The following is a 23493-nucleotide window of genomic DNA, read 5'->3' as shown; positions in this document are numbered from 1 at the left end:
GCAGGGTATAGTTGCCGCTTTTTGGGGGCGGCAGATGAAGAGAGTAATGGCATGCCTGATGGTCGCGGTGGCATGGACGGCGCAGGCCCAGGCAGATGTTCCCGCGATCACGCCGACGCCACCGGGGCCGGCGCCGCAATCGCTGGTGTTGTCAACCAGCGAACCGCCGGCTTGGCAAGTGCGGCGGCGCAAATTCAACGCGGTGGTGCAGGGCTTTACGCGCAGCGATCCGGCTGCGCCGCCCGCACTCGACAAAATCCTGAGTGACTATGAAAGCGCTCCTTTCCGATACACGCCGATGGAGACGCTGGAGATACTGGGCGTCGCATACCTGCCATTGCAGGACGTGGAAAAGACCTTTCTGGTTATCGTGGCCGAACAAGTGATGGGTTGGTACGACGTGTTGCGCTATGCGTCCGAATCGGGCCGCGCGGAGATCGTCAACAACGAGGGGTTCTTCAAGTTGCCGTTGGCTGTGGCCGGGCCGAAGGGCAGCGCACGCGCGGTCAAATATCTGGAGGAACATCCGGCCGAGGCCCGTCAGGCACTGGCTCGCGCGTTCGCTGCGGCTGACAGATTCCGCGAGACGCAAAATTACGATCGCCATTGGCCAGCCTACTATGGCCTGGAGCGCATGCTTTGCCTGCAAGACCACAGTCAATGTAAGCGGCTGCCGGAGCTGGACCGCGCAAAATGGGACCAGGCCTGGATCGAGTCCAAGCAGCGCGTGGCCGCCTACTATCAGCTCGACAAGCCGCTTGCGGTGACGCCTACTGCTGCTGGTCCCGCGCCAGGTCGATAGGCGCGACGGCCGGCGCCGGATGCCAGTTCTCTTTAGGGATCACGTGCGGTGTGGCCGGCTCCTGGGTGAAGTGCGGCGATGTGATCGCCACGCCGTATTCATTGAAGACGTCGATGATTTGCTGGTGCAGCTGGTTCAGGACCTCGGCGCGGCGGCGCGGCGTTTCCACTGTCGCGTAAGCCACCAGCCGGTACTCCGGATAAAAATCCGACAGCCCGATCTGCATCACGTAGGGCTTGGGCGTGGCGGCGATGTCCTCGATCCTGGCGGCCGCCAGCTCCAGCATCGCGTGCACCTGGCGCCACGGCGTGTCGTAGCCGATGGTGACGGTGGTGTCGAGCACAAAGCCGGTGCCGGCGTGCGCGCGCGAGTAGTTCTTGGTGGTGTTGGACAGCACCCAGGCGTTGGGCATGGTGATCTCCTCACCCAGGCCGGTGCGCAAGCGCGTTTCGAACATGCCCAATTCGACCACCGTGCCTTCCGACTCGCCGATGCGCACGTATTCGCCTTTGCGCAGCGAGCGCGCGTACATCAGGATCAAGCCGCTGGCGCCTTGGCCGACGATGCTGGAGGCGCCGATCGACACCATCAAACCCACCAGCACCGACACGCCCTGGAACGCCGCAGTGTGCGCGCCGGGCAGGTACGGGTAGGCCATCGCCAGCGCGAACAACCAGATCACCACGTTCAGGATGCGGCGCGTGGGCGTGGCGGTGTCGCGATCGAGCCAGGCGATTTGCAACTCGCCGGATTCCACTCGCTGGAATACCGAGGCGGCGGTCAGCATCACCAGCCGCGCGATGGCGGCGATGACGGCCACCAGCACCAGGCCAGGCAGTGCTTCGATGATGCCCTGGGCGACGCTGGTGGCGACGTCGATCAGATAGTCTTGCAGGCGTTCGCCCCAGCTGCGCGAGTAGGGGATTTTGCCCATCACGAAGGCCAGCCACAGATAGGTCGCCATCAGGCGCAGGCCCCAGATCAACAGGTTGACCAGCTGGCGCATGAAGGCTACGTAGTGTTCGGCGTCGAGGATGCGTACGTTCTTGAGTTTGACTTGGCCGAGGCGGCGGCTGATGGCCTGGGTCGAGCGTTTGCCCACCCAGCGGTGCATCTGGCGCAGGCCGTGCAGAATCAGGGCGTATGCAAGCGTGGCAGCTGCGCACAGGGCCGCTGCGATGAGCAGGTAGCGCGGGCTGGCTTGCTCGCGGCGTTCCAGCAGGGCCTTGCCGAGGGTTGCCGCGCTTTCGTTGGCGACGCTGTCGGTGGTGTCACCAGCCAGCGGGTTGATGTCGGCGGGCGTGACCAGGAACAGCAGGGCGCCGTCCAGCATCACTTGCGTGCCTTCGGTGATCGGGCGGATGCCTGGCTGCTGCGCGCCATTGCGGGCGAGCGCGGCGTCCAGGCGCTTGCGCGCGCCCTCGGCGCGTTCCTCCGGCGGGTAGCCGGTCAGCACGGAGCGGAACACGAAGATGGTGCGGTTGGCGAAGACCAGTTTGGCTGGGGCTGGCGGGGCTGATGGCGCGCCGGATTGGGGGGCGGGGAAGGTGTCGGCAGCGGTTGCGAAGCAGTGGAGCATCATCAACAGCATCGCAACAAGCAGGCGGCGTAAAACGGTCATGGCTATCCTTGGGACGTAGATATTGGCAATGATGCCATGTTATCGGATTTGACAGTTGCCGGTATGGCAGTTATGCCGGGTTCGTGGCATAATTGCGGGCTGTTTCGCTCCGATGGTGAAATTGGTAGACACTGGAGACTTAAAATCTCCCGCCGCAAGGCGTGCCGGTTCGATTCCGGCTCGGAGCACCAGTCCACTTTTTTGATAAAGATCATAAAACGCCATAAAGCCTTGTAAATCAGGGGTTTATGGCGTTTTTTGTTTGTGGGAAATCACACAAACGGGCGCTTAAGACCTCTGTTTTCTGCTACGCTTTACACAAAATTTACACACGTTTTACACAACTCAGCAGCTATGGCCAGCTACAGCAAATCCGGTAAGGGCTGGCATGCTTCGGTAGCGGTGCGGGGCACGCGGGACACCAAGACGTTTTCGACCAAAGCCGAAGCGGTGGCATGGGCCGCTGCGCGCGAGACCGAGATTCGAAGTGGTGTGAATGCAGGGCCTGGGGAATCAAAAACATTGGACGACGCCTTCAACCGCTACCTGCGCGAGGTGTCAGTGCATAAGCGCGGACATCGCATGGAGCGGCATCGGCTTGCGGCCATCGCGGATCATGTAGTCGCCGGCCGACGTCTCGGTAGTTTGCGTTTGGCTGACGTGTCTTCAGATATCCTTGGCCAGTGGCGTGATCTTCGACTCCGCGGCACGGCCGCTGCGAACTTCGAAGACAAGGTCCTCGGCGCCTCCGTCATCCGGGAACTCAATCTCCTGTCGCACGTGTTCACGACTGCGCGCCGTGAGTGGAAGTGGATCGCAAAAAGTCCGACCACTGACGTACGCAGACCCAAAGGCTCGGCGCCACGTGATCGGCGTATCAGCCAAGACGAAATAGATCGTTTGTGTGTGGCACTGGGATTCGACGAAGCTCCGGTGAGCACAAAGAGCGGCGCCGTCGCGGTGGCGTTTTTGTTCGCGATCGAGACGGCTATGCGCGCCGGCGAGATATGCGGCTTGAAGCGGAGCGACATCAAGGGGCGTGTGGCCCATCTTCCGCGCACTAAAAACGGCACCAAGCGTGACGTGCCTTTGTCCAGCCGTGCGCTGGATCTGATCGCGTTGATGCCCCCAGGTGACATGCTGTTCGGCATCAGCGCTGCGCGCCTGGACGCCTTGTTCCGTAAGGCGAAGGAGCGATGCCAGATCGAAGATCTGAAATTCCACGACCCCCTGTCCGGCTACTGGCGTTATACTGCGCAGCGGCGAAATCCGGCTTTGCGCTGTGCTCGTGCAAAGAGTGACGAGTCTGCAGAGACGATTCGGTCATACCTCGTAATTCAAACGTGGCGATCAGGTGTGTCGTGCCCGGTAGTATCGCACTGTCGACGCCGGGCAGTCCATGTCCCCTCAGCAGGGGGGGGGCACATCCAAGCCGTAGATGCCGGAGGTGATCAACTGGCGAAGCAGATCAACGGGTTGCAGGTTGGAGCGTTGTCCAGCGATGCGAATGAAGCGATCGCGAATGATGGCCGGGCCAAGGCCGCAATTGAGGATGCTGAGCACCAGGCTGGCGCCACCCCCGTCGAATTCCGATCGATATTCCAGATCAGATGTGGACGAACACTCAGGCGGCTGTGCTTGCGTGCGATCACCGCTTGCCACACGGTTATGGCGACTGCGGTCACGGCAATGACGATACTGCCAAGGGCAAGTGTCTCAGTAGATAGCATGCTATGAAGTCTCTGGAAATAGGCAATCTACTGCTTTCCTGCGGCAACGTCAAACGATGGCGCTGCTTTTCCTGCCATGCCATTTATGGCTGAGGGACGGGATTGCCTTCAACGGGACCGCTATGTCGCAACAAGCGCAGGGCCAGCGCGAAATTTTCCAGTTGGTCTAGCTGATGGGTCTCGCGCAACGAACGTTGTGGCGCTTCCTCATTTCTATAGGTCGTGCAAGCATTCCCCATGTCCGGCTCGCGCATCAGCACCATGCCGTAGCTCTCGCCATCCGATGAATAGAACTGCGCCGCGCCAGCACCGCCGGACAGCGCGGTATCGATGGCTGCGCGCAAGCGTAGCAGTGCGTCATTGTCGCCGGCAATGACAGCGGCGGCGCCATCGCTCCCGGGGGACGCCAGATGTAGGAAGTATGCGTTCATGGCCGGGTTGCCTTTCGTGGGCCTGGATCGCGTTTTGCATCGGCTTCGGAAGTCAGGAGGCCGTTTGGGGAGGGAAGGGTAGTGGCCAACTGGGCGCGCAGTCCTGCCGCCTCTTGCCGTGCCTGGCCCAACTGTTCTGCGTACCGAGTTTGTTCGCCAAGGTTGCGTTCGGCCGCTTCTGTGGCAGCGGTATGCTGGTCTTGCAGCTGCTGCGCCAACTGCTGTTGTGCCAACTGAGCCAGTCGCAGCGATTCGTGCAGTTCCCGAAATTGTGTCTGGGCATGCGCCAGCGCCGCACCAGCGTTGGCGGCGCTAGTTTCGGCGTCGTTGACGCGCTGTGCCAGCGCAGCAAGCTGCTCCTTTTGTGCATCGATTTCTGTGCGCAATGCGCTGCTGGCTTGGTAGGCCGCCGCCAGTTCGCCGGCTTGGGTGTCGAAGGCGGCTGCGAGCTGGTCGCGGAACACCTCTAATTCGCCACGTTCCTGCTCCCAGCCAGTTTGGGCTGTTTGCAGACGACCGTTGGCGATGGCAGTAGCTTCGTTCATCTCAAGATGGGCCCGAATAGCCAGTGCAGTCTTATACAAAGTCGCTCGTGGTGGCGTAGCGGCAAGCACGCAACGGTCGTCACCGCCCGCCGTGCCGGCCCGGCCACCGAGGGCCGCATCGACCGCGCCAACGGAACACCTGCGGAAAATTGTCGATAGCATGGAGCGCCTGACGGGGATCCGCAGCCCTGTGCAGAAAGCCAGCGATGTGGCGCGACACTCGGGCAAGGAATTCGCGCCTGTTTTTCGGTCTTTGGAGCGGCTGGTGCAAGCCATTGACCAGCAGATGGTCGCCAACCATGACGCGGGCGGGAAATTGATTGCGCAGCAAAAGACACCGCGTCCCGTTGCGCCACCAGTGCCGTTCAAGCCGTCGGGGCTGGCGCAAAAGCTGGGCGTGCAACGGGACGCCGGGCCTGCCGGCGTAGCGGCTAGCACGCAACGTCCGTTACCGCCTGGGGCTGCGGCGATTCCGCAAACGGGCAGCTTGCGGGACATTGTGGTTCGCATGGAGGCGCTGAAGGAGATCCAATCCCACCTGCGCCAGGCCTGCGATATGGCGCCAAGGCAGGGCGAGGAATCGGCGTCTTTGTTCCAGTCTTTGCAGCGGGAATTGAAAGTTATCGACGAGAAGATGATGGCCAACGCGGAGGCGGGCCAGAAATTTATTGTACAGCGTAAATAAGGGGCGCTCGGGAAAGCTGGCGATCGGCAAACCGGCAGGGAATGCCGGCACCGGTCGGTCTTGCGCGACCCGCGACCCGCGCGCGACCAGGCAGTTACTTGGTCCTATTTCAGCGCCGGGCGCCAGCGATGCGGCCGACATGGCCCCACAGTGACGGCCACGGTTGCCTTCCGCATGATCCTTATGACCCACCATATATGATGAAAACTATTACTCTCCGCGCTGGACTAGAGCGGAAACCGCAGTTGTCCAGAGCTTGGGCGGCCGTCAAGCTGCACGCGCGGGCGCTGGCTCATCCGTTGCTCACGCGCAGCTGGCTGGCCCTGCTCAATTCGCATGGCGCGCTACGCGAGCTGGCGCACCTGCAGCCGCGTCTGCTGCACAAGATCTACCGTCCCTACCTGAGCATGCGCCTGAGCCGCCGCCAAGGCTTGACCGCCTTGGCGGAGCATTACCGTTTCGTGGTAACGCACGGCTTGGCGGGCACCGTGGCACGGGCTACGCTGGGTCCGGTGGGGCTGGCCGGGTTCAACGGCAAGTCCGGCGTCCGTTACCACGTCGATCTGCGCGCCATCGTGCCGATGGAGCGCGAGGGCGAGCTGGTACTGCAACTACGCTGTGGATCGGCGCTGATACAGTCAGTGGCATTCTCCTTCCTGTTTGAGGACCGTCAAGCCAGTATCGGCATTGGCTGCCTGCAGGGCGCAAAAAGCGGCGCCGGCCTGGCGTTGGCGCGAGAAGCCACGCGTGACCTGCATGGTCTGCGCCCGAAAAACCTGCTGCTGCGCTTGGTGCAACAACTCGGCCATTCCTCTGGTTGTACCCAGATGCTGCTTGTTGGAAACGAGAACCGCGTCGTGCCCAAGCAAATCCGCCAAGGCCGTGTGCATGCTGACTATGACGCCTTTTGGCAGGAAATGGGCGCGCAAGCGCGCGACGACGGCGACTATATGCTCGCCTGCGAGCCGCTGTTGCCGCCTATCATGGAGCAGATCGCTTCAAAGAAGCGCTCGGAGACGCGCAAACGCCACGAACTGCTGGCCGGTATTGCCGCCAGCGTCATTAGCGCCATCCTTCCCGGGGCGGTTCCGGTCCTGAGCTAAGCTGGTCTGAGAAGGCGGGCGGCGCTGCCTCGTACCGACGCCCAGCTTCGGGCATGGGCAACGATTTCATCATTTATCTGTTCGTCTCGATGCCTGGGTAATACGGAACCACGAACATGACACGGCAAGCGCGGAACCAGCGCAGATCGCGGCTGGTCCGCACCCTCAAATTCGGACTGGGCCTGACCTTGGGTCTGGGCCTAGCGGCGGCGCTGGCGCTGGCATACTGGGTTCAGCAGACCTGGCTCGGTCTGCCCGCCGTCGATAGTCTGGCACACTATCGTCCGGCGCAGCCTCTGGGCATCTTTTCCGCTGACGGTGTATTGCTGGGCGAGTACGATGCCGAGCGTCGGGAATTGGTGCCGCTGGCGGTGTGGTAGGCCTTGTTGTCCATCAAGGACAGCCGTTTCTACCAGCACGGTCTGGTCGACTTGCCCGGCCTGCTGCGCGCCGCGCTGAGCGATGTCGTCGGCGGCAACCACGGCCAAGGGGCCAGCACGATCACGATGCAGGTCGCGCGCGGCTTTTACTTGAAGCGCGATAAGACCTGGCGGCGCAAGCTCACCGGGATTCTCTTGTCGTACAAGCTGGAACAGCGCTACAGCAAGGATAAGCTGCTGGAGCTGTACATGAACCAGGTATATCTGGGGGGAGAGCGCGTATGGTTTCGCGGCCGCGGCCGGGATCTACTTCGATAAGCCGTTGACGCAGCTCAGCGTGGCCGAGGCGGCGATGCTGGCCGGCTAGCCCAAAGCGCCCTCGGCCTACAACCCCGGTGAGCAACCCGCCGCGCGCGCGCCAGCGCCAGCAGTATATTTTTCAGCGCATGCTGGCGCTGGGCTACATCACGCGGCCGGTCTATACACAGGCCGCCGCAGAGCGACTGGTGCTGCGCAGCCGCCCGGCGTGCGCGAGGCCGCCTACGCCGTCGAGGCGGCGCGCCAGTTGGTGTTGCTCGGTTATCCCGACACGGCGTATACCGCTGGACTGGACGTGACCACCACGCTACGCATGGTGTTGCAACGGGCGGCCCATCAGTCGCTGCGCAACGGTCTGTTGGCCGCGCAGGGCCGGCACGGCTACCGCGGGCCGGAGGCGACGCTGGCGCTGCCGCGGACGGCCTGCCGGCGCGGGCCAGCACGCTGCTCGCGCCCTATTCGGACAGCGGCGAATGGCGAGCCGCCGTCGTCAGCGCGGTCGGCCCCCGGCAAATCGACGCGGCGCTGCGCGACGGCGTCACGATACGCATCGGGCAGATTGACTCGCGCATCGCCACCAGTTGGGCCAGGTTGCCAGGTTGCCAGGTGGCCAGCGCGCCATCGTGCCCGGTTCCGTGGTGCGGGTCGCCCAAGCCGGGCAGCGGCGCTGGATGTTGGGCCAGTTGCCGGCGGTCGCGGGCGCACGCACTGATTTCGCTGGACGCGCGGAGCGGCGAGATCCTCGCCGTCGCCGGCGGCTTCGATTTCTCGCGCAACACTAGGGAAGCACACAGAATTTGGAAAAAATCGGGCGCTAAGGGCTTTCAGTCATTTTTAGGATCACGTAACGGACGCATCTGTCCGTCGTCAAGTTTCCGATTTTGCCGCCAGACGTAGTCGCCGGTCAGGTTGATGTGTTCCCATCGCCAACGGCGACAGGAATGGCAACAGGCTTTTATCGAGCAGCTTGCCAGATGTGCGCAAGCGAAGGCCTGCGTAGCCCGCTCCAGATAGACGGTATTCCATAGTACGATGGCGGCCGTCACCAGGTTCAGACCACTGGCACGGTAGCGTTGCTGCTCAAAGCTACGGTCCCGGATTTCGCCGAGCCGGTGGATGAAGACCGCCCTGGCCAGCGCATTGCGCGCCTCCCCTTTGTTTAACGTGAAAGAAGCTGTTAGTCCAGCCTGGCTGCGTCGACGTAGTTCCACGTGTTGCAGCCAGTCGAGGATGAAGAGCGACCGCTCGATGCGGGGGCTCGCGCAGCGCGATCGCGAGGCCGTTCTGGCGCGGATAGCTGCCAAGCTTACGCAGCATAAGGGAGGCCGTCACGGTGCCGTGTTTGATCGACGATGCTAGTGTAGTGCGTCACAAATAACAAGACTTATAATATATCCGCGTGTATTCTGTCGCAAGGAGGGAAAAATCATGCGGGTAGCGATGAAAGTTGAGTTGACCGAAGCGCAGCGCGGGGAGCTGGAAACGCGAGCGTCTGGAAGAACGACCCCGGTTCGGGTGGCCGAACGGTCGAAGATGATTCTACGCGCTGCAGATGGCGCGACGGACAAGGAGATTAGCGCCGAGTTGGGCGTCTTGCGCGCGACTGTGGCACGTTGGCGTGGTCGCTACATCGAAGATGGCCTTTCGGGAATTGAACAGGATGGAACGCGGCCAGGACGCAAGCCGCAGATTTCCGAGCGCAAGGTCAAGGCGATCGTGAAAATGACAACCCAGCAAACGCCGGCCAATGCAACGCACTGGAGCACCCGAACAATGGCAGCTGCGGTGGGCATCAGCGAAGCGAGCATTCGGCGCATTTGGCACACCCATGGCCTCAAGCCGCATCGGGTATCGACGTTCAAGGTGTCGAACGACAAGCACTTCACGGAGAAGCTTGAGGACATTGTTGGGCTGTATCTGAACCCGCCGGAAAGCGCTTTAGTTTTTTGCTGTGACGAGAAGTCCCAGATTCAGGCACTGGACCGTACGCAGCCGGGATTGCCGCTCAAGAAGGGGCGTTGCCAAACGATGACCCATGACTATAAACGCAACGGCGTGACGACCTTGTTCGCGGCGATGAGTACACTCGACGGCAGTGTCATCGGTCAGTGCCAAACCAAGCATCGCCATCAGGAATGGTTGCGCTTCCTGCGACAAATTGATCGTAGTACTCCTAAGGGCAAGGAGATCCATCTGATTGCTGACAACTACGCAACCCACAAGCACCCCAATGTGAAAGCGTGGCTGGCAAAGCATCCGCGCTTCCACATGCACTTCACGCCGACCAGTGCGTCCTGGCTCAATATGGTCGAACGGTTCTTCCGGGATCTGTCGGAGACGCAGTTGCGACGCGCGACGTTCAAGTCAGTCCCAGACCTGACCGACTCGATTGGACAGTTCATTGCAAAGCATAATATGGCACCGAAACCGTATATATGGACCGCGAAAGCGACCGACATTTGGGCCAAAGTCACGCGCGCGCGTGCCAAGCTTAATAAGCTTCAATCCGTTTGACGCACTACACTAGTGTAGTGTTGCATTCTTGAGTCCGCATATTGTAAACCCACGAGTAAGGCGCTATCCTTTTGTATCGAACAGGAGGATATGCATGTGCATCGCTACTGAAATTATTTTAACCACGGAAGAGCGAGCGGCGCTTGAAGCGCTGGTCCGTTCAGGCCTGACGAGCGTCAGATTGGCCCTTCGCGCACGTATCGTGCTGTTGGCTGTCGACGCAATGGCGAATAAGGACATCGCAGCGGAACTTGGCGTGGATCGCAGCCAGCCAACGCGATGGCGCGCACGCTATGCTGCGTTACGCCTGTCGGGCATCGAGCGTGATCTGCCGGTAAGCATCCAGCGCGCCCACCTGTACAGCCTGTTCAGCGCGGGATAGAGTTGGGAAATGGCAGCAGCGTATCGAGTTGACTGTTGGGGCACGTCGGGAGACGTTCCAGTACGCTGGACAGCCAGCGCAGCGGATCGAGTCCGTTCAGCTTGGCGGTGGCGAACAGGCTCTGAATAGCGGCGGCGCGGCGGCCGGCCCGCTCCGAACCGGTGAACAGCCAGTTCTTCTTGTTATGTACAGCTGCACATAACAAGAATAATGCAAACGGCAGTTTTATGCGAACTCGCCCGGCGGTGGAGTTGGGGTCTTTTTCCGCCGCCGCCGAAACATTCCGCATGTCGCTACAGCTCGTCGGCAAGCATGTACAGATGCTGGAGCAACATCTGGGGGTGCGGCTGCTGAACCGTACTACCCGCCGGCAGCACCTGACCGAGATCGGGGCCGGATATTATGAGAAGGTAAAGATCATACTGGCTGAGGTAGAGTCCGCAGAGGCATTGGCGGCGGAAAGCCAGGCCAAACCCAGCGGCCGTTTGCGGATCAACGCCCCGGTCAGCTTCGGCATCCACGCGTTGATGCCCCGCCTGGCCGAATACATGGCGGTCTATCAGGAGGTGCAGGTAGAGGTCTCGTTGGCGAACCGTTACGTCGATGCGTTGACGGCAGGCGTGGATGTGATATTCCGGGTCGGTGAGTTGTCCGATAGCGGCGTGATTGCACGCCGCCTCGCACCGTACCGGCTGGTCCTGTGCGCCGCGCCTGCTTATCTCCGGGCCAATCCGCCGATCCATACACCGATGGATCTGGCGCACCATGAATGCCTGAGCTTTTCGTATACTGAACTCCGCACCCACTGGACATTCGACGGGCCAGGTGGGCTGTTGACAGTACCGGTGACCGGGCGGCTGATGATCGACAACGGTGAGGCGTTGCTGATTGCGGCGCGGTCCGGCATGGGCGTTCTGTTGCAACCGGCCGAGTTGGTCGAGCCGGAAATCGCTGCGGGGCGGCTGGTCAGGGTACTGCCCAAATATCACCCACCGAGCCGCCCGCTGCACCTGCTGTATGCGCCGGACCGGCAGATGACGCCCAAGCTGCGCAGTTTTATCGAGTTCGCCGTTGCCGCGTTTGGCCCAAGCACGGCGTAGGCTGGTAGTGAATGATGATCTCGATGTTTTTTGTTAAGTTTTGTAAGCTTTCCCGGGCCGGTGCTGTGACCCGCGTGGCAGCGGTACTGGATGTCTTCGCAGCGGGGCAGCGGTCCCGGTAAGGAAATGTAATGCCATTGGTTGTGTCGCGTTGGTGATCCGAAGCCGGAATTTTCCAAGAAAGGAACTGGGGTGCCTCAAACTGGACGGACCTGTGCTGCCAGCGCATAAAATTGGTCGGCGAACGACGTCGCATCGGCACCATCGATCGTGAACTGGCCCTTGCGGATCATGTGCATGAGCTCGACGCCGGCGAGCACGCAGCCGGCGCCGCGGAACGATTTGAAGTTGAGCATTGGCCTGGTCACCCGCTTGATGGCGCGGTGGTCCTGCTCGACGATGTTGTTGAGGTATTTGACTTGGCGCACCACGATCGGCACGTCCCGGTCGGCGTTGACCGCATCGATGGCCGCCTTGTTGGCGCAGCTCTTGTCCATGGCGACCTTGTTGGGAACACCGTTCTCGCGCATGGCCTTGTCGAAGAAGCGTTTCGCGGCGGCCATGTCCCGCTTGGCGGTCAGAAGAAAATCGATGGTCTTTCCCTGCTTGTCGACGGCACGGTAAAGATATTTCCAGACGCCTTTGACCTTGATGTAGGTTTCGTCCATGCGCCAGCTACCGCCGACCGGGCGTTTGTGCTTGCGGGACAATTTCTCAATCAGCGGCAAGAAGCGAATCGCCCACCGGTTGATCGACGAATGGTCGACCGACACGCCGCGCTTCTCCATGATCTCTTCCAGGTGCCGGTAGCTCAGTGGGTAAGCCACGTACCAGCGAATGCAGACCAGGATCACATCGATCGGGAAACGCATCCCTTTGAAATTGAGCATGTCGATTCGTCCAGTGTTCGGGCGTCCCCCCTGTGCCAATATAACTTGAGACACCTACCCGATTAATTTAAAGTACAGCGGTAGGTCCCCAACATGCACAACCGAAAGCATCAAATTAGTACTTCAGCAGCTCCCCAGGACGTCATCGACGCGCTGCCCTCCGCAGCGCAACGTCCCAATCCCGAGGTTGTCCCCACCGCCAAGCGGCGTGCCTTTTCCAAGGCTGAGAAATTGCGCATTCTGGCGGCCGCCGACGCTTGCGTGGCACCCGGCGAGATCGGTGCTTTACTGCGTCGTGAAGGCATCTATTCGTCGCATCTGGCGACTTGGCGCAAACAGCGTCAGCTCGGCGGCGAAGCCGGCGCGCTGGAGCGCAAGCGCGGACCGAAAGCCGATCCCGCCGCAGCCCAGGATCGCCGGGTTCTGGAACTGGAAAAAGAAGTCGAACGCCTGCGCGCCAAGTTGATCAAGGCCGATCTGATCATCGACGTCCAAAAAAAACTTTCCACTCTGCTGGGCCTGAGCACCAGCGACACACCGAGCGAGCCGAAGTGATCAGCGCCGCCAACAGCTTGGCCGACCAAGTCGGAGTGGTTGCCGCCTGCCAGGCCTTGCGCCTGCCGCGCAGCGCCCTGTATCGCGACCGCGCCGCGCGCCAAGTCTGTCTGTTGCCGGTTCCGACCTGCGGTGCACCGGTCAGGCGTCCGCCGCTGGCGTTGTCGGAACTGGAGCGCCGCGTCGTGCTCGACGTGCTCAACAGCCCGCGCTTCGCCAACGGCGCGCCGGCGGCCATTCACGCCCAGTTGCTCGATGAGGGGCGTTACGTGGCATCGGTGCGAACCATGTACCGCCTGCTGCAAAGCTGTGCCGCAGTGCGTGAGCGCCGCAACCAGTTGCGCCATCCTGAGTACGCCAAACCCGAACTGCTGGCCGTGGTGCCCAATCAAGTCTGGAGCTGGGACATCACGAAGTTGAAGGGGCCGGTCAGAGGAACCTGTTTTCATCTGTATGTCATCCTCGATATCTTTAGCCGCTACGTCGTCGGCTGGATGGTGGCCGAGCAGGAGACCGCCGAGTTGGCCGAGCAGCTCATTGCCGACACCGCCGCCAAAGAATACATCGCCCCGGGCGCGTTGACTTTGCATGCCGACCGGGGCAGCAGCATGCGCTCCAAGCCGGTGGCCACGCTGCTGTCGGACTTGGGCATTACCAAGTCGCACAGTCGGCCATACATCTCAGACGACAACCCGTACTCGGAGGCTCAGTTCAAGACCATGAAGTACCAGCCGGGCTTCCCGGCGCGCTTTGGCTCGCTCGCTGACGCTCGCGTCCACTGCGTCCAGTTCTTCACTTGGTACAACCAGCAGCACCGCCATTCCGGTATCGGCATGATGACGCCTGAGAGCGTCCACACCGGCCGCGCGACCGAAGTACACAAGCAACGACAAGCCACGCTGGCCGGCGCCTTCCAGCGCACGCCGAACCGTTTCAAACATCGCATGCCGCAGCCGCAGAAGCTGCCGACGGCTGCTTGGATCAACCCACCAACCATGGAGAAAAAGGCTGCCTGAAAAACGAGACTTAGACTCTCGCCGATTCAACCAGGTGTTTCAAAATCATTGACACGCTCCGGTCGCAGTTTACCCGATCACCCTGCTGTCTGCTAACGCGACAAAACCGTCCGCTTTGGTTGGCAGGGAGCCAACATATTTAATGTGTGCGTGTGAATTGGTCTGAATAACTGCCTCGAACGGCAACTCTCCACTGCCTTTCTTCTATGCTTGAAGTCAGCTTCCCTATCCATGACCGTAACTAGGTTAACCGGGAGATTTTTGCGATTCCAATAGCCGGACCGTTCATTTTTACCAACGTTCCTTTTCTTGACACCGTTAACTTTTTAGAAGGTCCTAAAGTCCTCGATGAAACCATTTTACTTCAAGTCGTCCGTAAAGAGTGCGGGAACGATCGTCCTGCTGTGCGCAACTGCGATCACCGCAGGTTGTTCCAAATCCAAGGTGCCGACGCCGCAGGCTAAGGTGGCGGAGGTCGGCGTATTCACCGTCGTTCCCGAGGTGCTGAACTTAAGCACCGAACTACCCGGGCGCACCGCCGCCTATCAAGTAGCCGAGGTTCGCCCTCAGGTTGGCGGCCTGATCGAAAAACGCTTGTTTATTGAGGGGGGCGACGTTAAACCCGGCAGCTCGCTATATCAGATCGACGCGGCCAGTTATCAGGCCGCCGTCAACTCGGCCAATGCGGTGCTGGCCAGGGCCCGCGCCAACCTGCTCGCCACTGGACCAAAACTGGCGCGTTATAAGGAGCTTGTCGCGATCGATGGCGTCAGCCGTCAAGAATACGACGACGCGGTGGCCGCTAATGAGCAAGCTAAGGCTGACGTTGAATTGGCGACCGCTGCGCTCGATTTGGCCAACATCAATCTGCGTTACACCAAGGTCAGCGCGCCCATTGGTGGGCGTATCGGCCGCTCCAGCGTAACGCCGGGAGCCTTGGTGACCGCCAACCAGGCCGGTGCCTTGGCCACGGTACAGCAGCTCGATCCGATCTATGTCGACCTGACCCAGACCAGCGCCGAATTACTGCGCCTCAAGCATACGCTGGAGTGCGGCGAGTTGAAACAGGCGGGAGGCCAAGCCCGCGTCCATTTGCTGCTGGGCGATGGCAGTAAGTATGCCGAGAGCGGCAAGCTGCAGTTTTCCGACGTCAGCGTGGACACTGGCACAGGCAACGTGACCTTGCGCGCGCTGTTCCCGAATCCGAAGCATGAATTGTTGCCCGGCATGTTCGTACGAGCGGTGCTCGACACTGGTATTGATGAAAAAGGCATCGCGGTTCCCCAGCAGGGTGTGTCTCGTAACGCAAAGGGCGAGGCGACCGCGCTGGTCCTTAACCGAGATGGCAAGGTTGAACAGCGCGTCCTGATCACTGGCGATACCCGGGGCGATAAATGGTTGGTCAAATCCGGCTTGGCCGCCGGCGACCGCGTGATCGTCGAGGGCTTGCAGAAAGTGCGGCCGGGTGCTCACGCCAGCGTGGCCAAGACAGGTGTCGAGGCGGTGGCGAATGGCGCCGGAGGCGCCATTCCGCGCAATGAAAAAAATACCCATTAATTGAGGAGAATAGCAATGGCCCGATTTTTTATTGACCGTCCTATCTTTGCATGGGTAGTCGCGATAGTGATCATGCTCGCGGGCGTGATTGCGATCCATGGCTTGCCGGTATCGCAATATCCCAATATCGCGCCACCGTCGATCTCGATCATCGGCAGCTATCCTGGCGCCTCGGCCAAGACGGTTGAGGACGCGGTAACGCAGGTGATTGAACAGAAAATGAAAGGCATCGATGGCTTGCGCTATATGTCATCGTCGAGCGATTCCGCTGGGGGTGTCAGCATCACGCTGACTTTCAACAGCGGCATCAATCCGGACATCGCCCAGGTCCAGGTGCAGAATAAGCTTCAATTGGCTACACCGCTGTTGCCCGCCGCTGTCACCCAGCAGGGACTGGTGGTATCGAAAGCGACCAAGAACTTCCTGATGGTGCTCGGTTTCGTGTCCGAGGACGGTAGCATGAAGAAGGCCGACCTGGGCGATTATGTGGTCTCCAATGTGATCGATCCACTCAGCCGGGTGGAGGGGGTAGGCGAGGTATCGTTGTTCGGCTCGCAGTACGCCATGCGTATATGGCTCGACCCAGCCAAGCTGCAAAGCTTTCAGCTGACGCCGGCCGATGTGACCGCCGCCATTGCCGCTCAGAACACCGAAGTATCGGCCGGTCAACTTGGTGGCTTGCCTGCCGCGGCCGGCCAGCAACTCAACGCCACCGTCACATCGCAAAGCCGTCTGCAGACCTCCGACCAATTCGGCGCCATCCTGCTGAAGACGGCCGCCAGCGGCGCCACCGTGCATCTGCGCGACGTCGCGCGCATTGAGTTGGGCAGCGAGGGTTACAACAACGTGGCGCGCTACAACGGCAATGCCGCCACCGGCTTGGCCATCAAGCTGGCAACCGGTGCCAATGCTCTCGACACGGCTGATGCCGTTAAGAAGAAGGTCGATGCGCTGAGCAAGCAGTTCCCGGCCGGGATGAAGGCCTTGATGGCGTTTGACACCACACCCTTTGTCAAGCTGTCGATCGAGGAAGTGGTTAAGACCCTGGCCGAGGCCGTCGTGCTGGTCTTCTTTGTGATGTATCTGTTCCTGCAAAACTTCCGCGCCACGCTGATTCCGACGCTGGCGGTCCCGGTCGTATTGCTGGGAACCTTCGGTGTGCTGGCTGCTTTGGGTTATTCGATCAACACCCTGACCATGTTCGCCATGGTGCTGGCGATCGGCCTGTTGGTCGACGACGCCATCGTGGTGGTGGAAAATGTCGAGCGCGTAATGAGTGAGGAGGGCGTATCGCCGATCGAGGCGACCCGCAAATCGATGCGCCAGATCAGCGGCGCCCTGGTCGGCATCGCCATGGTGCTGTCCGCCGTGTTCGTGCCGATGGCTTTCTTTGGCGGCTCGACCGGTGTGATCTACCGGCAGTTCTCGATCACCATTGTCTCGGCGATGGTGCTGTCGGTAATCGTTGCGATGGTGTTTACACCGGCACTGTGCGCCACTATTCTGAAGCCTGTCGCACGGGGCCAGCATATGGCTAATACCGGTTTCTTTGGCTGGTTCAACCGCAGCTTCGAACGTGGCAGCGAGCGTTATCAGGGATGGGTCGGCGCGTTGCTGCGACGTGGCGGCCGTGCGATGGTGCTATACGCCATTTTGCTGGGCGCGCTGGCGCTGGTGTTCATGCGCCTGCCGACTTCCTTCTTGCCAGCCGAGGATCAGGGCGTGCTGTACACCCAGGTGCAACTGCCGACCGGCGCGACTCAGCAACGTACGCTGAAAGTGATCGAACAGGTTGAACATCATTTCTTGGTCGAGCAAAAAGAGGCAGTTGCCTCGGTGTTTACTGTGGCCGGCTTCAGTTTCGGCGGCAATGGCCAGAACGCCGGCATTGCGTTTGTGCGTCTGAAGGACTGGGACCAGCGCAAGGGCGCAGCGCTGAGCGTGCCGGCTGTGGTGGGGAAGGCGACGCGTGCATTCTCGCAGATGAAGGACGCGATGGTGTTCGCCTTCGCGCCGCCGGCGGTGATGGAGTTGGGGAACGCCAGCGGCTTCGACCTGCAACTGCTCGATCAAGGCGGCCTGGGCCACGATGCCCTGATGGCCGCGCGCAACCAACTGCTGGGTATGGCATCAAAAAATCCGCTGCTGGTAGGTGTCCGTCCCAACGGCCAGGATGACACACCTCAATACAAGATTAACATCGATCAGCAGAAAGCCGTGGCCCTGGGGCTGAGTATCGCCGATGTCAACAAAGTGCTCAGCACTGCATGGGGTAGTGCTTACGTCAACGACTTTGTCGACCGTGGCCGCGTAAAGAAGGTGTTCGTGCAAGGCCAGCCCGATTCGCGCATGATGCCGGAAGACCTGGGCAAATGGTTTGTACGCAACGCTAGCGGAGAGATGGTGCCGTTTTCCGCCTTCGCCAGCGGCCAGTGGATTTACGCCTCGCCGCGCCTGGAGCGTTATAACGGCCTGCCTTCGGTCGAAGTGCAGGGTATGCCGGCGCCAGGCCTTAGCTCGGGCGTGGCAATGGCAGAAGTCGAGAAGTTAGTGGCCCAGCTGCCGCCGGGCATCGGTTTTGAATGGACCGGATTGTCGAGCGAGGAGCGCGCCGCAGGCTCGCAAACCACCCAGTTGTATGTCTTGTCGCTGCTGATCGTATTTCTCTGCCTGGCCGCTCTTTACGAGAGCTGGTCGATTCCAGTCTCGGTGTTGTTGGTGGTGCCGCTAGGGGTGCTCGGTGCGGTGCTGGGAACGTGGGTGTTCCACCTGTCGAACGACGTCTACTTCCAGGTCGGCTTGTTGACCGTGGTCGGTCTGGCGGCCAAGAATGCGATTCTGATTGTGGAATTCGCCAAGGAGCTGCAAGACCGGGGCGTTGCCCTGAGCGAAGCGGCTCTGCAGGCTGCGCGTCTGCGCCTGCGTCCTATTTTAATGACCTCGATCGCCTTTGGTCTCGGCGTGCTGCCGCTGGCGATCAGTCATGGCGCCGGCGCTGGCAGCCAGAACGCGATCGGTATCGGGGTATTGGGCGGGATGCTTTCCGCCACCTTCCTGGGCATCTTCTTTGTGCCGGTGTTCTTTGTGCTGGTGCGCGGGTATTTCGCCGTCAAACCGGCCGCCACGCTCGCCGACATTGCAATTGCGAAAGCGAAATAAAATGGAAAAAACGATATTTTGTCTGGCCGCGTTGGCGCTGCTGGCCGGCTGTAGCCTTGCGCCCATATATGAACGCCCGATCGCGCCGGTCGCGGCATCCTGGTCTTCCGGCGGGGCATCCAAGTCAGGTCCGGCCGCCGCCGGCCAACGCGCGGTGGCTGACGTCGCCTGGCGCGATTACTTCGCCGACGAACGCCTGCGCCAGGTGATCGCTCTGGCCTTGCTCAATAACCGCGACCTGCGGGTGTCGGCGCTTAACGTCGAGAAGGCGCGCGCCCGGTATGGGATTGAACACGCGGCGCAGCTGCCGAAGCTGTCTGGCGCGCTGAGTGAGAGTGCGGGACACAGACCGGGCGCCGCGCACGGCGAGGGCGGCATCGACCATCAGTACAGCGGCGGTCTGATAGTGCCGTCCTATGAGCTGGATTTCTTTGGTAAGCTGCGCAGCTTGTCTGAAGCTGAAATGCAGCGATACCTGGGTACTGAGGAAGCGCGCCGCGCCCAGCAGATCAGCTTGGTGGCAGAAGTGGCCAACAGCTATTTGACGCTGATCGCCGATCAGCAGCGGCTTGCCTTGGCGGCCGATACGTTGAAGAGTCAGCAGATCAGCTATGCGTTGAGCAAGCGCCGCTTCGAGGCCGGCACCGCCTCCGGTCTGGCCATGTACGAGTCGCAGACTAGCGTGGAAACGGCGCGCAACGACATGGCAGCTTACACTGCCCAGGTGGCGATGGATTTGAACGCGCTTACCTTGCTGGCGGGCGGCGCGCTGCCGGCGGCCTGGTTGCCGAATGGAGAATTCGGGGCGGTCACCCAACTGGCTGCGATTCCGGACGACATGCCGTCCGCAGTACTGTTGCGGCGCCCGGACGTGTTGGAGGCTGAGCGGACCCTGCGTGCTGCCAATGCCAATATCGGCGCGGCGCGCGCCGCCTTCTTCCCCAGTATGTCGTTGACGGCCTCGGGTGGCAGCGCCAGCGGTGGTCTGTCCGGGCTGTTCCAGCCCGGCTCCTCGACCTGGAATTTTCTGCCGCAGATCAGCCTGCCCATTTTCGACGGTGGCGTCAACCGCGCCAACTTGAACATCGCCAAGATGGAGCGGGACATCGCATTGGCGCGGTATGAGAAGTCGATCCAAGGCGCTTTCCGGGAAGTGGCCGACGCGCTGGCTCAGCGTGGCACGCTCGACGAGCGGCTGGCCTCGCAACAGCAACTGACGCAGGCCGCAGCCAAGAGCTTCCACATCCACGAGGAACGCTACCGGAAGGGGGCTGAATCCTACCAGAATGAACTCGTGTCGCAGCGTGCATTGTATGCCGCGCAGCAAGGATTGATTAGCGCACGTCTGAGTATGTCAAGCAACGCCGTCACGCTATACAAGGTGTTGGGTGGTGGCTGGCAGGCGAACAGCAATTCTTAGAACTGAGGGGCGCTGACCGCCATTACGAACGCACAACATCGTAGTAGTGGCCATCTTGGCGGTTATTCGAGCAAATTGGCCGGGATTCCAAGATTCTGTGAAATAATAGATAATAGAATCTTTGAGGAAACTATGCGAAAAACAATTGCTTGATGTGATCGTGCTGGGCCTGGTGCTGGCCGCGCTGGTCGAGTCGGTGCTGAAGGGGCTGCGCGAGTATCTGCTGAGCCACACGTCGACCCGAATCGACGCGCGCCTGGGGCGGTGGACTGGTGCGGCACCTGCTGGGTCTGCCGCTGGCCTATTTCCGCAGTCGCCAGGTCGGCGCGATCGTCTCGCGCGTGCGCGAGGTCGACCGTCCGCGAATTCCTGACCGGCGCAGCGACGGGTTTAAGCGTGGACCTGGTGTTTACGGTGGTGCTGCTGGCGGTGATGGGGCTGCTCTCACCCAAGTTGACCTGTTTGCTGCTGGTGTCGCTGCCCCTGTACGGTTTGATCGCCTGGCGTGGTACGCCCGGTCTGCAAAAGCGCATCGAAACGATGTTCCTGCACGGCTCCCGCAGCGCTTCGCTGCTGGCCGAGTCGCTGGCGGCGGTGGAAACCATCAAAGGCCTGGCGGTTGAGCCACGCATGGGCCGGCGCTGGGAAGAGACCATGCGCGACCAGGTCGCCAGTGGCTTTGCCGCGCAGAACCGGCAAGTGCTGATCAGCCAGTCGGTGCAATTGGTGCAGAAGGTCGTCTCCGTGCTGATCTTATGGCTGGGCGCACATGAGGTGATGCAGCTCAGATTGACGGTCGTTCAACTGATCGCTGGCCGGTCAGGCCAGTCGGCCGCTGACACGCTTGGTCGACTTGTGGCAGCAGTTCGTCCAGGCCCGGGTCGCCGTTGACCGCCTTGGCGACATGCTGAACCTGCCGTTGAGCAAGATGCCGGCAGCGCCGAGTTGGCGCAGCGTTTACGCGGCGAGATCGAGCTGCGCGATGTCGCCTTCCACTACCGGCCCGAACTGCCGCCAGCACTCGACGGCATCTCGCTGACGATATGTGTGGGCGGCATCCTTGATGAGCCTGCCGAGGCCGCCGCCGCAGGGCGACGGCACCGAAGTCGGCGAACGCGGCGGCAGCCTGTCGGGCGGCCAGCGGCAGCGCGTCGCGCTGGCGCGGGCCCTGCTGACGGACCCGCGCATCCTGATCCTGGACGAGGCCACCAGCGCGCTGGACTACGAGTCCGAGGCCGCGATCATGCGCCGCCTGCCGGAGATTACCGCCGGGCGTACGGTCATCAGCATCGCGCACCGGCTCAACACCATTCGCTACGCCGATTGCATCCTGGTGATGGAGGATGGCCGCGTCGTGGAGCAGGGGTCGCATGACGAACTGCTGGAAGTCGGTGGCAAGTACGCTGAATTGTGGCGTTTGCAGACGGTCGAATCCTTAGGCCGGCGCGGCCCCTTCGTCCGGTCCGAGAATTCGGGCCACGCAGCCCCAGGCTCGTCCTTCGGAGGCATACTGATGGCAATAGATCATTCGCTGCCGCCCTTGGGCAGCCCTTTTTTGAAGGTTCCATCATGAAGCCATCGTCTTCCCTGTTCCTCACCATCGACTTTATCAACGACATTGTTCACCGCGATGGCAAGATCGCAAGCTGCGCGGCCATGGTGGCCGGGCACGGCGTGCTGGAGCGTTGCAATCAGGCGCTGGCCTGGGCTCGCGCCCAAGGCATGCTGGTGGCCCACGTCAAAGTCGGATTCCCGGCAAGCTATGCGAATTGTCCGGAGCGCTCGCCCATTTTTGGGCAGGCGGCGAGGCATGGCGCGCTGCAGCTGGACACCTGGGGCACCTACTTCCACGACGCGCTCGACGTGCGTGCCGACGAGCTGGTCATTGTGAAGCCCCGCGTCGGCGCGTTCTACAACACCGAGTTGGAATCGTTGTTGCGGGCCCAGCGCATAGGCCATTTGATATTGGCCGGCGTTTCCACCTGTCACGCCATCGAGTCGACGGCGCGCGAAGCGCACGACCGCGATTATGGCGTCACGGTATTGGCCGACTGTTGCGCGTCAGCCAGCGTCGAGCGCCACGAGCGCACCTTGTCCGGCGCGTTGGCCAGCGTCGCCGACGTGCGCACCCTGGACGTGCTGCGCGCAGTGCCGTGCTGAGCCGGAGCTGGCGGTGCACGCGCGGTTGACAACCTTATTGCGAGACCGATTCGAGATGCCGCCACTGGGCCGCTCGGCCCTGGTCTTGCTGCCGGCGATCGCCTGCTTTGTCGCCACAGGCGATCCGTTTTGCCTGAAGGCCGGCTTCATCGGCGTCTTGTTGCAGATCGTGGCCGATCAGGCGCGCCCGCCGTCAGCGCTGGTCCTCGTGCACGGATTGGTGATTGCCGGCTTGATCAAGCTGTTCTGCCTTGCTCTGCCCAGTCCATGGAGCTTCGCTCTTCTGTGTGCCGGGTCCGCCGCCCTGGCGGCCTGGCTCGGTCGCTTCGGCGGGGCATGGCGGTCGCTGGGTGACTTCGCTTTCATGTCGGCGCTCTATTCGTGCATGGCCTTCGACGTCAGCCCGGCCGGTGTCGCGGCTGGCTACCGCCATCTCCTGTCTTGGTATGGCTTGGCCTTGGTGCCGCCCATGGCGTTCGCCTGGTGGCGCGGGCGGGTGCCGCAGGGGGCGCGCGCGGCGCGCGACACCGTCGATCGGGCGGCGATGGATGCGGCGATCACCCGGCTTGTTTCGGTGTTCCTGGGTGCCGCCGCGGTGCATTGCTTCCATCTGGCCGATGGTGAATGGCTGATCTGGTCGACGGCCAGCGTGGCGACCGGATCGGTAATTTCGTCGTGGCGCAAATCCGGCGACCGGGCGGCCGGGGTATGCGCGGGCGTGGCTATCGGCGCGGCGCTGTCCTGGCTGATTTTGCTGCTGCTGCCGGACGCCACGCGCCACGGCGGCATGCTGCCTGCCGTTTGCCTGTTGGGCGTGGCCGTCTCGCGCGCCGCCTGCCGCGATTATCGCCTGGCCATTTTCATTCGCAGCATGCTGTGTGTGGTGGCGGCGGTCTTCGCCGGGCATGGCTTTGGCATCGGCCTGCTGCGCATCGAGAACGTGTTATCGGGTGGCCTGATCGGCGCCGCCGTCACGCTGCTGTATTCGGTAACGAGGCAGATCCAAACCAACCCTGGAAATTTTTCGAACTCAGCCCAAGACATGGCGCACTATCGACGATGGTAAGCACTTGCTTCTCTTTTTTATGATCTTCAACTACGGATGTTGGCGCCGACCGAAAACTG

The 23493-nt window shown here is 61.5% G+C and carries 24 protein-coding genes, 1 tRNA gene and 1 pseudogene; 19 read left to right on the top strand and 7 right to left on the bottom strand.

Annotation, left to right across the window (positions count from 1 at the left end):
- Window positions 1–46: 46 nt before the first annotated feature.
- Entirely contained in the window at window positions 47–802 is a 756-nt protein-coding gene (locus KVP70_RS16385; protein WP_217943283.1) for a hypothetical protein, read from the top strand.
- Here the strand turns inward: KVP70_RS16385 and KVP70_RS16380 are convergent.
- Window positions 771–2423, bottom strand: coding sequence for a mechanosensitive ion channel family protein (locus tag KVP70_RS16380; RefSeq protein ID WP_217943282.1), 1653 nt, complete (start codon window positions 2421–2423; stop codon window positions 771–773). The genes KVP70_RS16385 and KVP70_RS16380 overlap by 32 nt on opposite strands.
- Window positions 2424–2529: 106 nt before the next feature.
- Here KVP70_RS16380 and KVP70_RS16375 point away from each other — a divergent pair.
- Both KVP70_RS16375 and KVP70_RS16370 read left to right on the top strand, forming a co-directional pair.
- A tRNA-Leu gene (locus KVP70_RS16375) sits at window positions 2530–2614 on the top strand.
- Window positions 2615–2777: 163 nt separating this feature from the next.
- Window positions 2778–4160: a tyrosine-type recombinase/integrase gene (locus KVP70_RS16370; protein ID WP_217943281.1), complete on the top strand. Its 1383-nt coding sequence runs from the start codon at window positions 2778–2780 to the stop codon at window positions 4158–4160.
- A gap of 76 nt (window positions 4161–4236) precedes the next feature.
- On the opposite strand, the gene KVP70_RS16365 is transcribed toward KVP70_RS16370, so the two are convergent.
- Together KVP70_RS16365 and KVP70_RS16360 are read right to left on the bottom strand one after the other, a co-directional pair.
- The gene (locus KVP70_RS16365) at window positions 4237–4584 is read right to left on the bottom strand and encodes a hypothetical protein (protein WP_217943280.1); all 348 of its coding nucleotides are present in this window, start codon (window positions 4582–4584) and stop codon (window positions 4237–4239) included.
- The gene (locus KVP70_RS16360; RefSeq protein WP_217943279.1) at window positions 4581–5168 is read right to left on the bottom strand and encodes a hypothetical protein; all 588 of its coding nucleotides are present in this window, start codon (window positions 5166–5168) and stop codon (window positions 4581–4583) included. The genes KVP70_RS16365 and KVP70_RS16360 overlap by 4 nt, the downstream gene beginning before the upstream one ends.
- 121 nt (window positions 5169–5289) lie before the next feature.
- On the opposite strand from KVP70_RS16360, the gene KVP70_RS16355 reads away from it, so the two are divergent.
- From KVP70_RS16355 to KVP70_RS35405, 5 genes are all read left to right on the top strand, one after another.
- A complete protein-coding gene (locus KVP70_RS16355; RefSeq protein WP_217943278.1) occupies window positions 5290–5814 on the top strand; it encodes a hypothetical protein in 525 nt (174 codons plus the stop codon).
- Window positions 5815–6059: 245 nt separating this feature from the next.
- Complete coding sequence (locus KVP70_RS16350) at window positions 6060–6917, top strand: DUF535 family protein (protein ID WP_217943277.1); 858 nt, start codon at window positions 6060–6062, stop codon at window positions 6915–6917.
- A 116-nt stretch (window positions 6918–7033) separates the two neighbouring features.
- Window positions 7034–7297, top strand: a complete 264-nt coding sequence (locus KVP70_RS16345; RefSeq protein ID WP_217943276.1) for a hypothetical protein — start codon at window positions 7034–7036, stop codon at window positions 7295–7297.
- 6 nt (window positions 7298–7303) lie between these two features.
- Window positions 7304–7615 carry a transglycosylase domain-containing protein gene (locus KVP70_RS16340; protein ID WP_217943275.1) on the top strand — a complete coding sequence of 104 codons (312 nt, stop codon included), beginning with the start codon at window positions 7304–7306 and terminating at the stop codon, window positions 7613–7615.
- Complete coding sequence (locus tag KVP70_RS35405; protein ID WP_369698891.1) at window positions 7602–7664, top strand: hypothetical protein; 63 nt, start codon at window positions 7602–7604, stop codon at window positions 7662–7664. Before KVP70_RS16340 ends, KVP70_RS35405 begins: the two co-directional genes overlap by 14 nt.
- A gap of 406 nt (window positions 7665–8070) precedes the next feature.
- Here KVP70_RS35405 and KVP70_RS16335 read toward each other — a convergent pair whose 3' ends face one another.
- Both KVP70_RS16335 and KVP70_RS16330 read right to left on the bottom strand, forming a co-directional pair.
- Window positions 8071–8394, bottom strand: a complete 324-nt coding sequence (locus KVP70_RS16335; protein WP_217943274.1) for a hypothetical protein — start codon at window positions 8392–8394, stop codon at window positions 8071–8073.
- Between the two features lie 45 nt (window positions 8395–8439).
- Window positions 8440–8919 (bottom strand): Tn3 family transposase, encoded by a 480-nt coding sequence (locus KVP70_RS16330; RefSeq protein ID WP_416053867.1) that lies wholly within the window; start codon window positions 8917–8919, stop codon window positions 8440–8442.
- 124 nt (window positions 8920–9043) lie between these two features.
- On the opposite strand from KVP70_RS16330, the gene KVP70_RS16325 reads away from it, so the two are divergent.
- Window positions 9044–10129, top strand: a complete 1086-nt coding sequence (locus tag KVP70_RS16325; protein ID WP_217943273.1) for an IS630 family transposase — start codon at window positions 9044–9046, stop codon at window positions 10127–10129.
- A 94-nt stretch (window positions 10130–10223) separates the two neighbouring features.
- On the top strand, window positions 10224–10511 hold the full coding sequence (locus tag KVP70_RS16320; protein ID WP_217943272.1) for a helix-turn-helix domain-containing protein: 288 nt from the start codon (window positions 10224–10226) through the stop codon (window positions 10509–10511).
- On the opposite strand, the pseudogene KVP70_RS16315 reads toward KVP70_RS16320, so the two are convergent.
- A pseudogene (locus KVP70_RS16315) lies at window positions 10498–10692 on the bottom strand (transposase domain-containing protein); the annotation flags it as partial. The gene KVP70_RS16320 and the pseudogene KVP70_RS16315 overlap by 14 nt on opposite strands.
- A gap of 106 nt (window positions 10693–10798) precedes the next feature.
- Here KVP70_RS16315 and KVP70_RS16310 point away from each other — a divergent pair.
- A complete protein-coding gene (locus tag KVP70_RS16310) occupies window positions 10799–11611 on the top strand; it encodes a LysR substrate-binding domain-containing protein (protein WP_416053866.1) in 813 nt (270 codons plus the stop codon).
- Between the two features lie 197 nt (window positions 11612–11808).
- Here KVP70_RS16310 and KVP70_RS16305 read toward each other — a convergent pair whose 3' ends face one another.
- Window positions 11809–12501 (bottom strand): IS6 family transposase, encoded by a 693-nt coding sequence (locus KVP70_RS16305; RefSeq protein WP_217943270.1) that lies wholly within the window; start codon window positions 12499–12501, stop codon window positions 11809–11811.
- A gap of 93 nt (window positions 12502–12594) precedes the next feature.
- Between KVP70_RS16305 and KVP70_RS16295 the strand changes: the two genes are divergently transcribed.
- The 8 genes from KVP70_RS16295 to KVP70_RS16260 all read left to right on the top strand — a co-directional run bounded on the left by KVP70_RS16295 (window position 12595) and on the right by KVP70_RS16260 (window position 23434).
- A protein-coding gene (locus KVP70_RS16295; RefSeq protein ID WP_416053865.1) for an IS3 family transposase occupies window positions 12595–14072 on the top strand; the annotation gives its coding sequence in 2 pieces (ribosomal slippage) (window positions 12595–13020 and window positions 13023–14072; 1476 coding nt in all).
- Window positions 14073–14420: 348 nt separating this feature from the next.
- Complete coding sequence (locus KVP70_RS16290) at window positions 14421–15629, top strand: efflux RND transporter periplasmic adaptor subunit (protein ID WP_217943268.1); 1209 nt, start codon at window positions 14421–14423, stop codon at window positions 15627–15629.
- A gap of 15 nt (window positions 15630–15644) precedes the next feature.
- Window positions 15645–18788, top strand: a complete 3144-nt coding sequence (locus KVP70_RS16285; RefSeq protein ID WP_217943267.1) for an efflux RND transporter permease subunit — start codon at window positions 15645–15647, stop codon at window positions 18786–18788.
- A gap of 1 nt (window position 18789) precedes the next feature.
- Complete coding sequence (locus tag KVP70_RS16280; RefSeq protein WP_217943266.1) at window positions 18790–20208, top strand: efflux transporter outer membrane subunit; 1419 nt, start codon at window positions 18790–18792, stop codon at window positions 20206–20208.
- A gap of 264 nt (window positions 20209–20472) precedes the next feature.
- Window positions 20473–21099, top strand: a complete 627-nt coding sequence (locus KVP70_RS16275; RefSeq protein WP_217943265.1) for an ABC transporter transmembrane domain-containing protein — start codon at window positions 20473–20475, stop codon at window positions 21097–21099.
- A gap of 172 nt (window positions 21100–21271) precedes the next feature.
- The gene (locus tag KVP70_RS34880) at window positions 21272–21781 is read left to right on the top strand and encodes an ATP-binding cassette domain-containing protein (RefSeq protein ID WP_217943264.1); all 510 of its coding nucleotides are present in this window, start codon (window positions 21272–21274) and stop codon (window positions 21779–21781) included.
- The gene (locus KVP70_RS16265; protein WP_217943263.1) at window positions 21778–22368 is read left to right on the top strand and encodes a cysteine hydrolase family protein; all 591 of its coding nucleotides are present in this window, start codon (window positions 21778–21780) and stop codon (window positions 22366–22368) included. Before KVP70_RS34880 ends, KVP70_RS16265 begins: the two co-directional genes overlap by 4 nt.
- Window positions 22369–22423: 55 nt before the next feature.
- Window positions 22424–23434 carry an FUSC family protein gene (locus tag KVP70_RS16260; RefSeq protein WP_217943262.1) on the top strand — a complete coding sequence of 337 codons (1011 nt, stop codon included), beginning with the start codon at window positions 22424–22426 and terminating at the stop codon, window positions 23432–23434.
- Window positions 23435–23493 lie beyond the last annotated feature (59 nt).

It is taken from the genome of Duganella violaceipulchra (assembly GCF_019166075.1).
In the GTDB taxonomy this organism is placed as follows: Bacteria; Pseudomonadota; Gammaproteobacteria; order Burkholderiales; family Burkholderiaceae_D; genus Rugamonas; species Rugamonas violaceipulchra.
Note: the sequence above shows the minus strand (reverse complement) of the source record. Positions and strands in the feature narration are given on the sequence as shown.

Bases quoted from the DNA above. Each gene is read 5' to 3' on its own strand.
- KVP70_RS16385 (WP_217943283.1), top strand. From the start codon at position 47: ATGGCATGCCTGATGGTCGCGGTGGCATGGACGGCGCAGGCCCAGGCA.
- KVP70_RS16380 (WP_217943282.1), bottom strand. From the start codon at position 2,423: ATGACCGTTTTACGCCGCCTGCTTGTTGCGATGCTGTTGATGATGCTC.
- KVP70_RS16370 (WP_217943281.1), top strand. From the start codon at position 2,778: ATGGCCAGCTACAGCAAATCCGGTAAGGGCTGGCATGCTTCGGTAGCG.
- KVP70_RS16365 (WP_217943280.1), bottom strand. From the start codon at position 4,584: ATGAACGCATACTTCCTACATCTGGCGTCCCCCGGGAGCGATGGCGCC.
- KVP70_RS16355 (WP_217943278.1), top strand. From the start codon at position 5,290: ATGGAGCGCCTGACGGGGATCCGCAGCCCTGTGCAGAAAGCCAGCGAT.
- KVP70_RS16345 (WP_217943276.1), top strand. From the start codon at position 7,034: ATGACACGGCAAGCGCGGAACCAGCGCAGATCGCGGCTGGTCCGCACC.
- KVP70_RS16325 (WP_217943273.1), top strand. From the start codon at position 9,044: ATGCGGGTAGCGATGAAAGTTGAGTTGACCGAAGCGCAGCGCGGGGAG.
- KVP70_RS16320 (WP_217943272.1), top strand. From the start codon at position 10,224: ATGTGCATCGCTACTGAAATTATTTTAACCACGGAAGAGCGAGCGGCG.
- KVP70_RS16310 (WP_416053866.1), top strand. From the start codon at position 10,799: ATGTCGCTACAGCTCGTCGGCAAGCATGTACAGATGCTGGAGCAACAT.
- KVP70_RS16305 (WP_217943270.1), bottom strand. From the start codon at position 12,501: ATGCTCAATTTCAAAGGGATGCGTTTCCCGATCGATGTGATCCTGGTC.
- KVP70_RS16290 (WP_217943268.1), top strand. From the start codon at position 14,421: ATGAAACCATTTTACTTCAAGTCGTCCGTAAAGAGTGCGGGAACGATC.
- KVP70_RS16285 (WP_217943267.1), top strand. From the start codon at position 15,645: ATGGCCCGATTTTTTATTGACCGTCCTATCTTTGCATGGGTAGTCGCG.
- KVP70_RS16280 (WP_217943266.1), top strand. From the start codon at position 18,790: ATGGAAAAAACGATATTTTGTCTGGCCGCGTTGGCGCTGCTGGCCGGC.
- KVP70_RS34880 (WP_217943264.1), top strand. From the start codon at position 21,272: ATGAGCCTGCCGAGGCCGCCGCCGCAGGGCGACGGCACCGAAGTCGGC.
- KVP70_RS16265 (WP_217943263.1), top strand. From the start codon at position 21,778: ATGAAGCCATCGTCTTCCCTGTTCCTCACCATCGACTTTATCAACGAC.
- KVP70_RS16260 (WP_217943262.1), top strand. From the start codon at position 22,424: ATGCCGCCACTGGGCCGCTCGGCCCTGGTCTTGCTGCCGGCGATCGCC.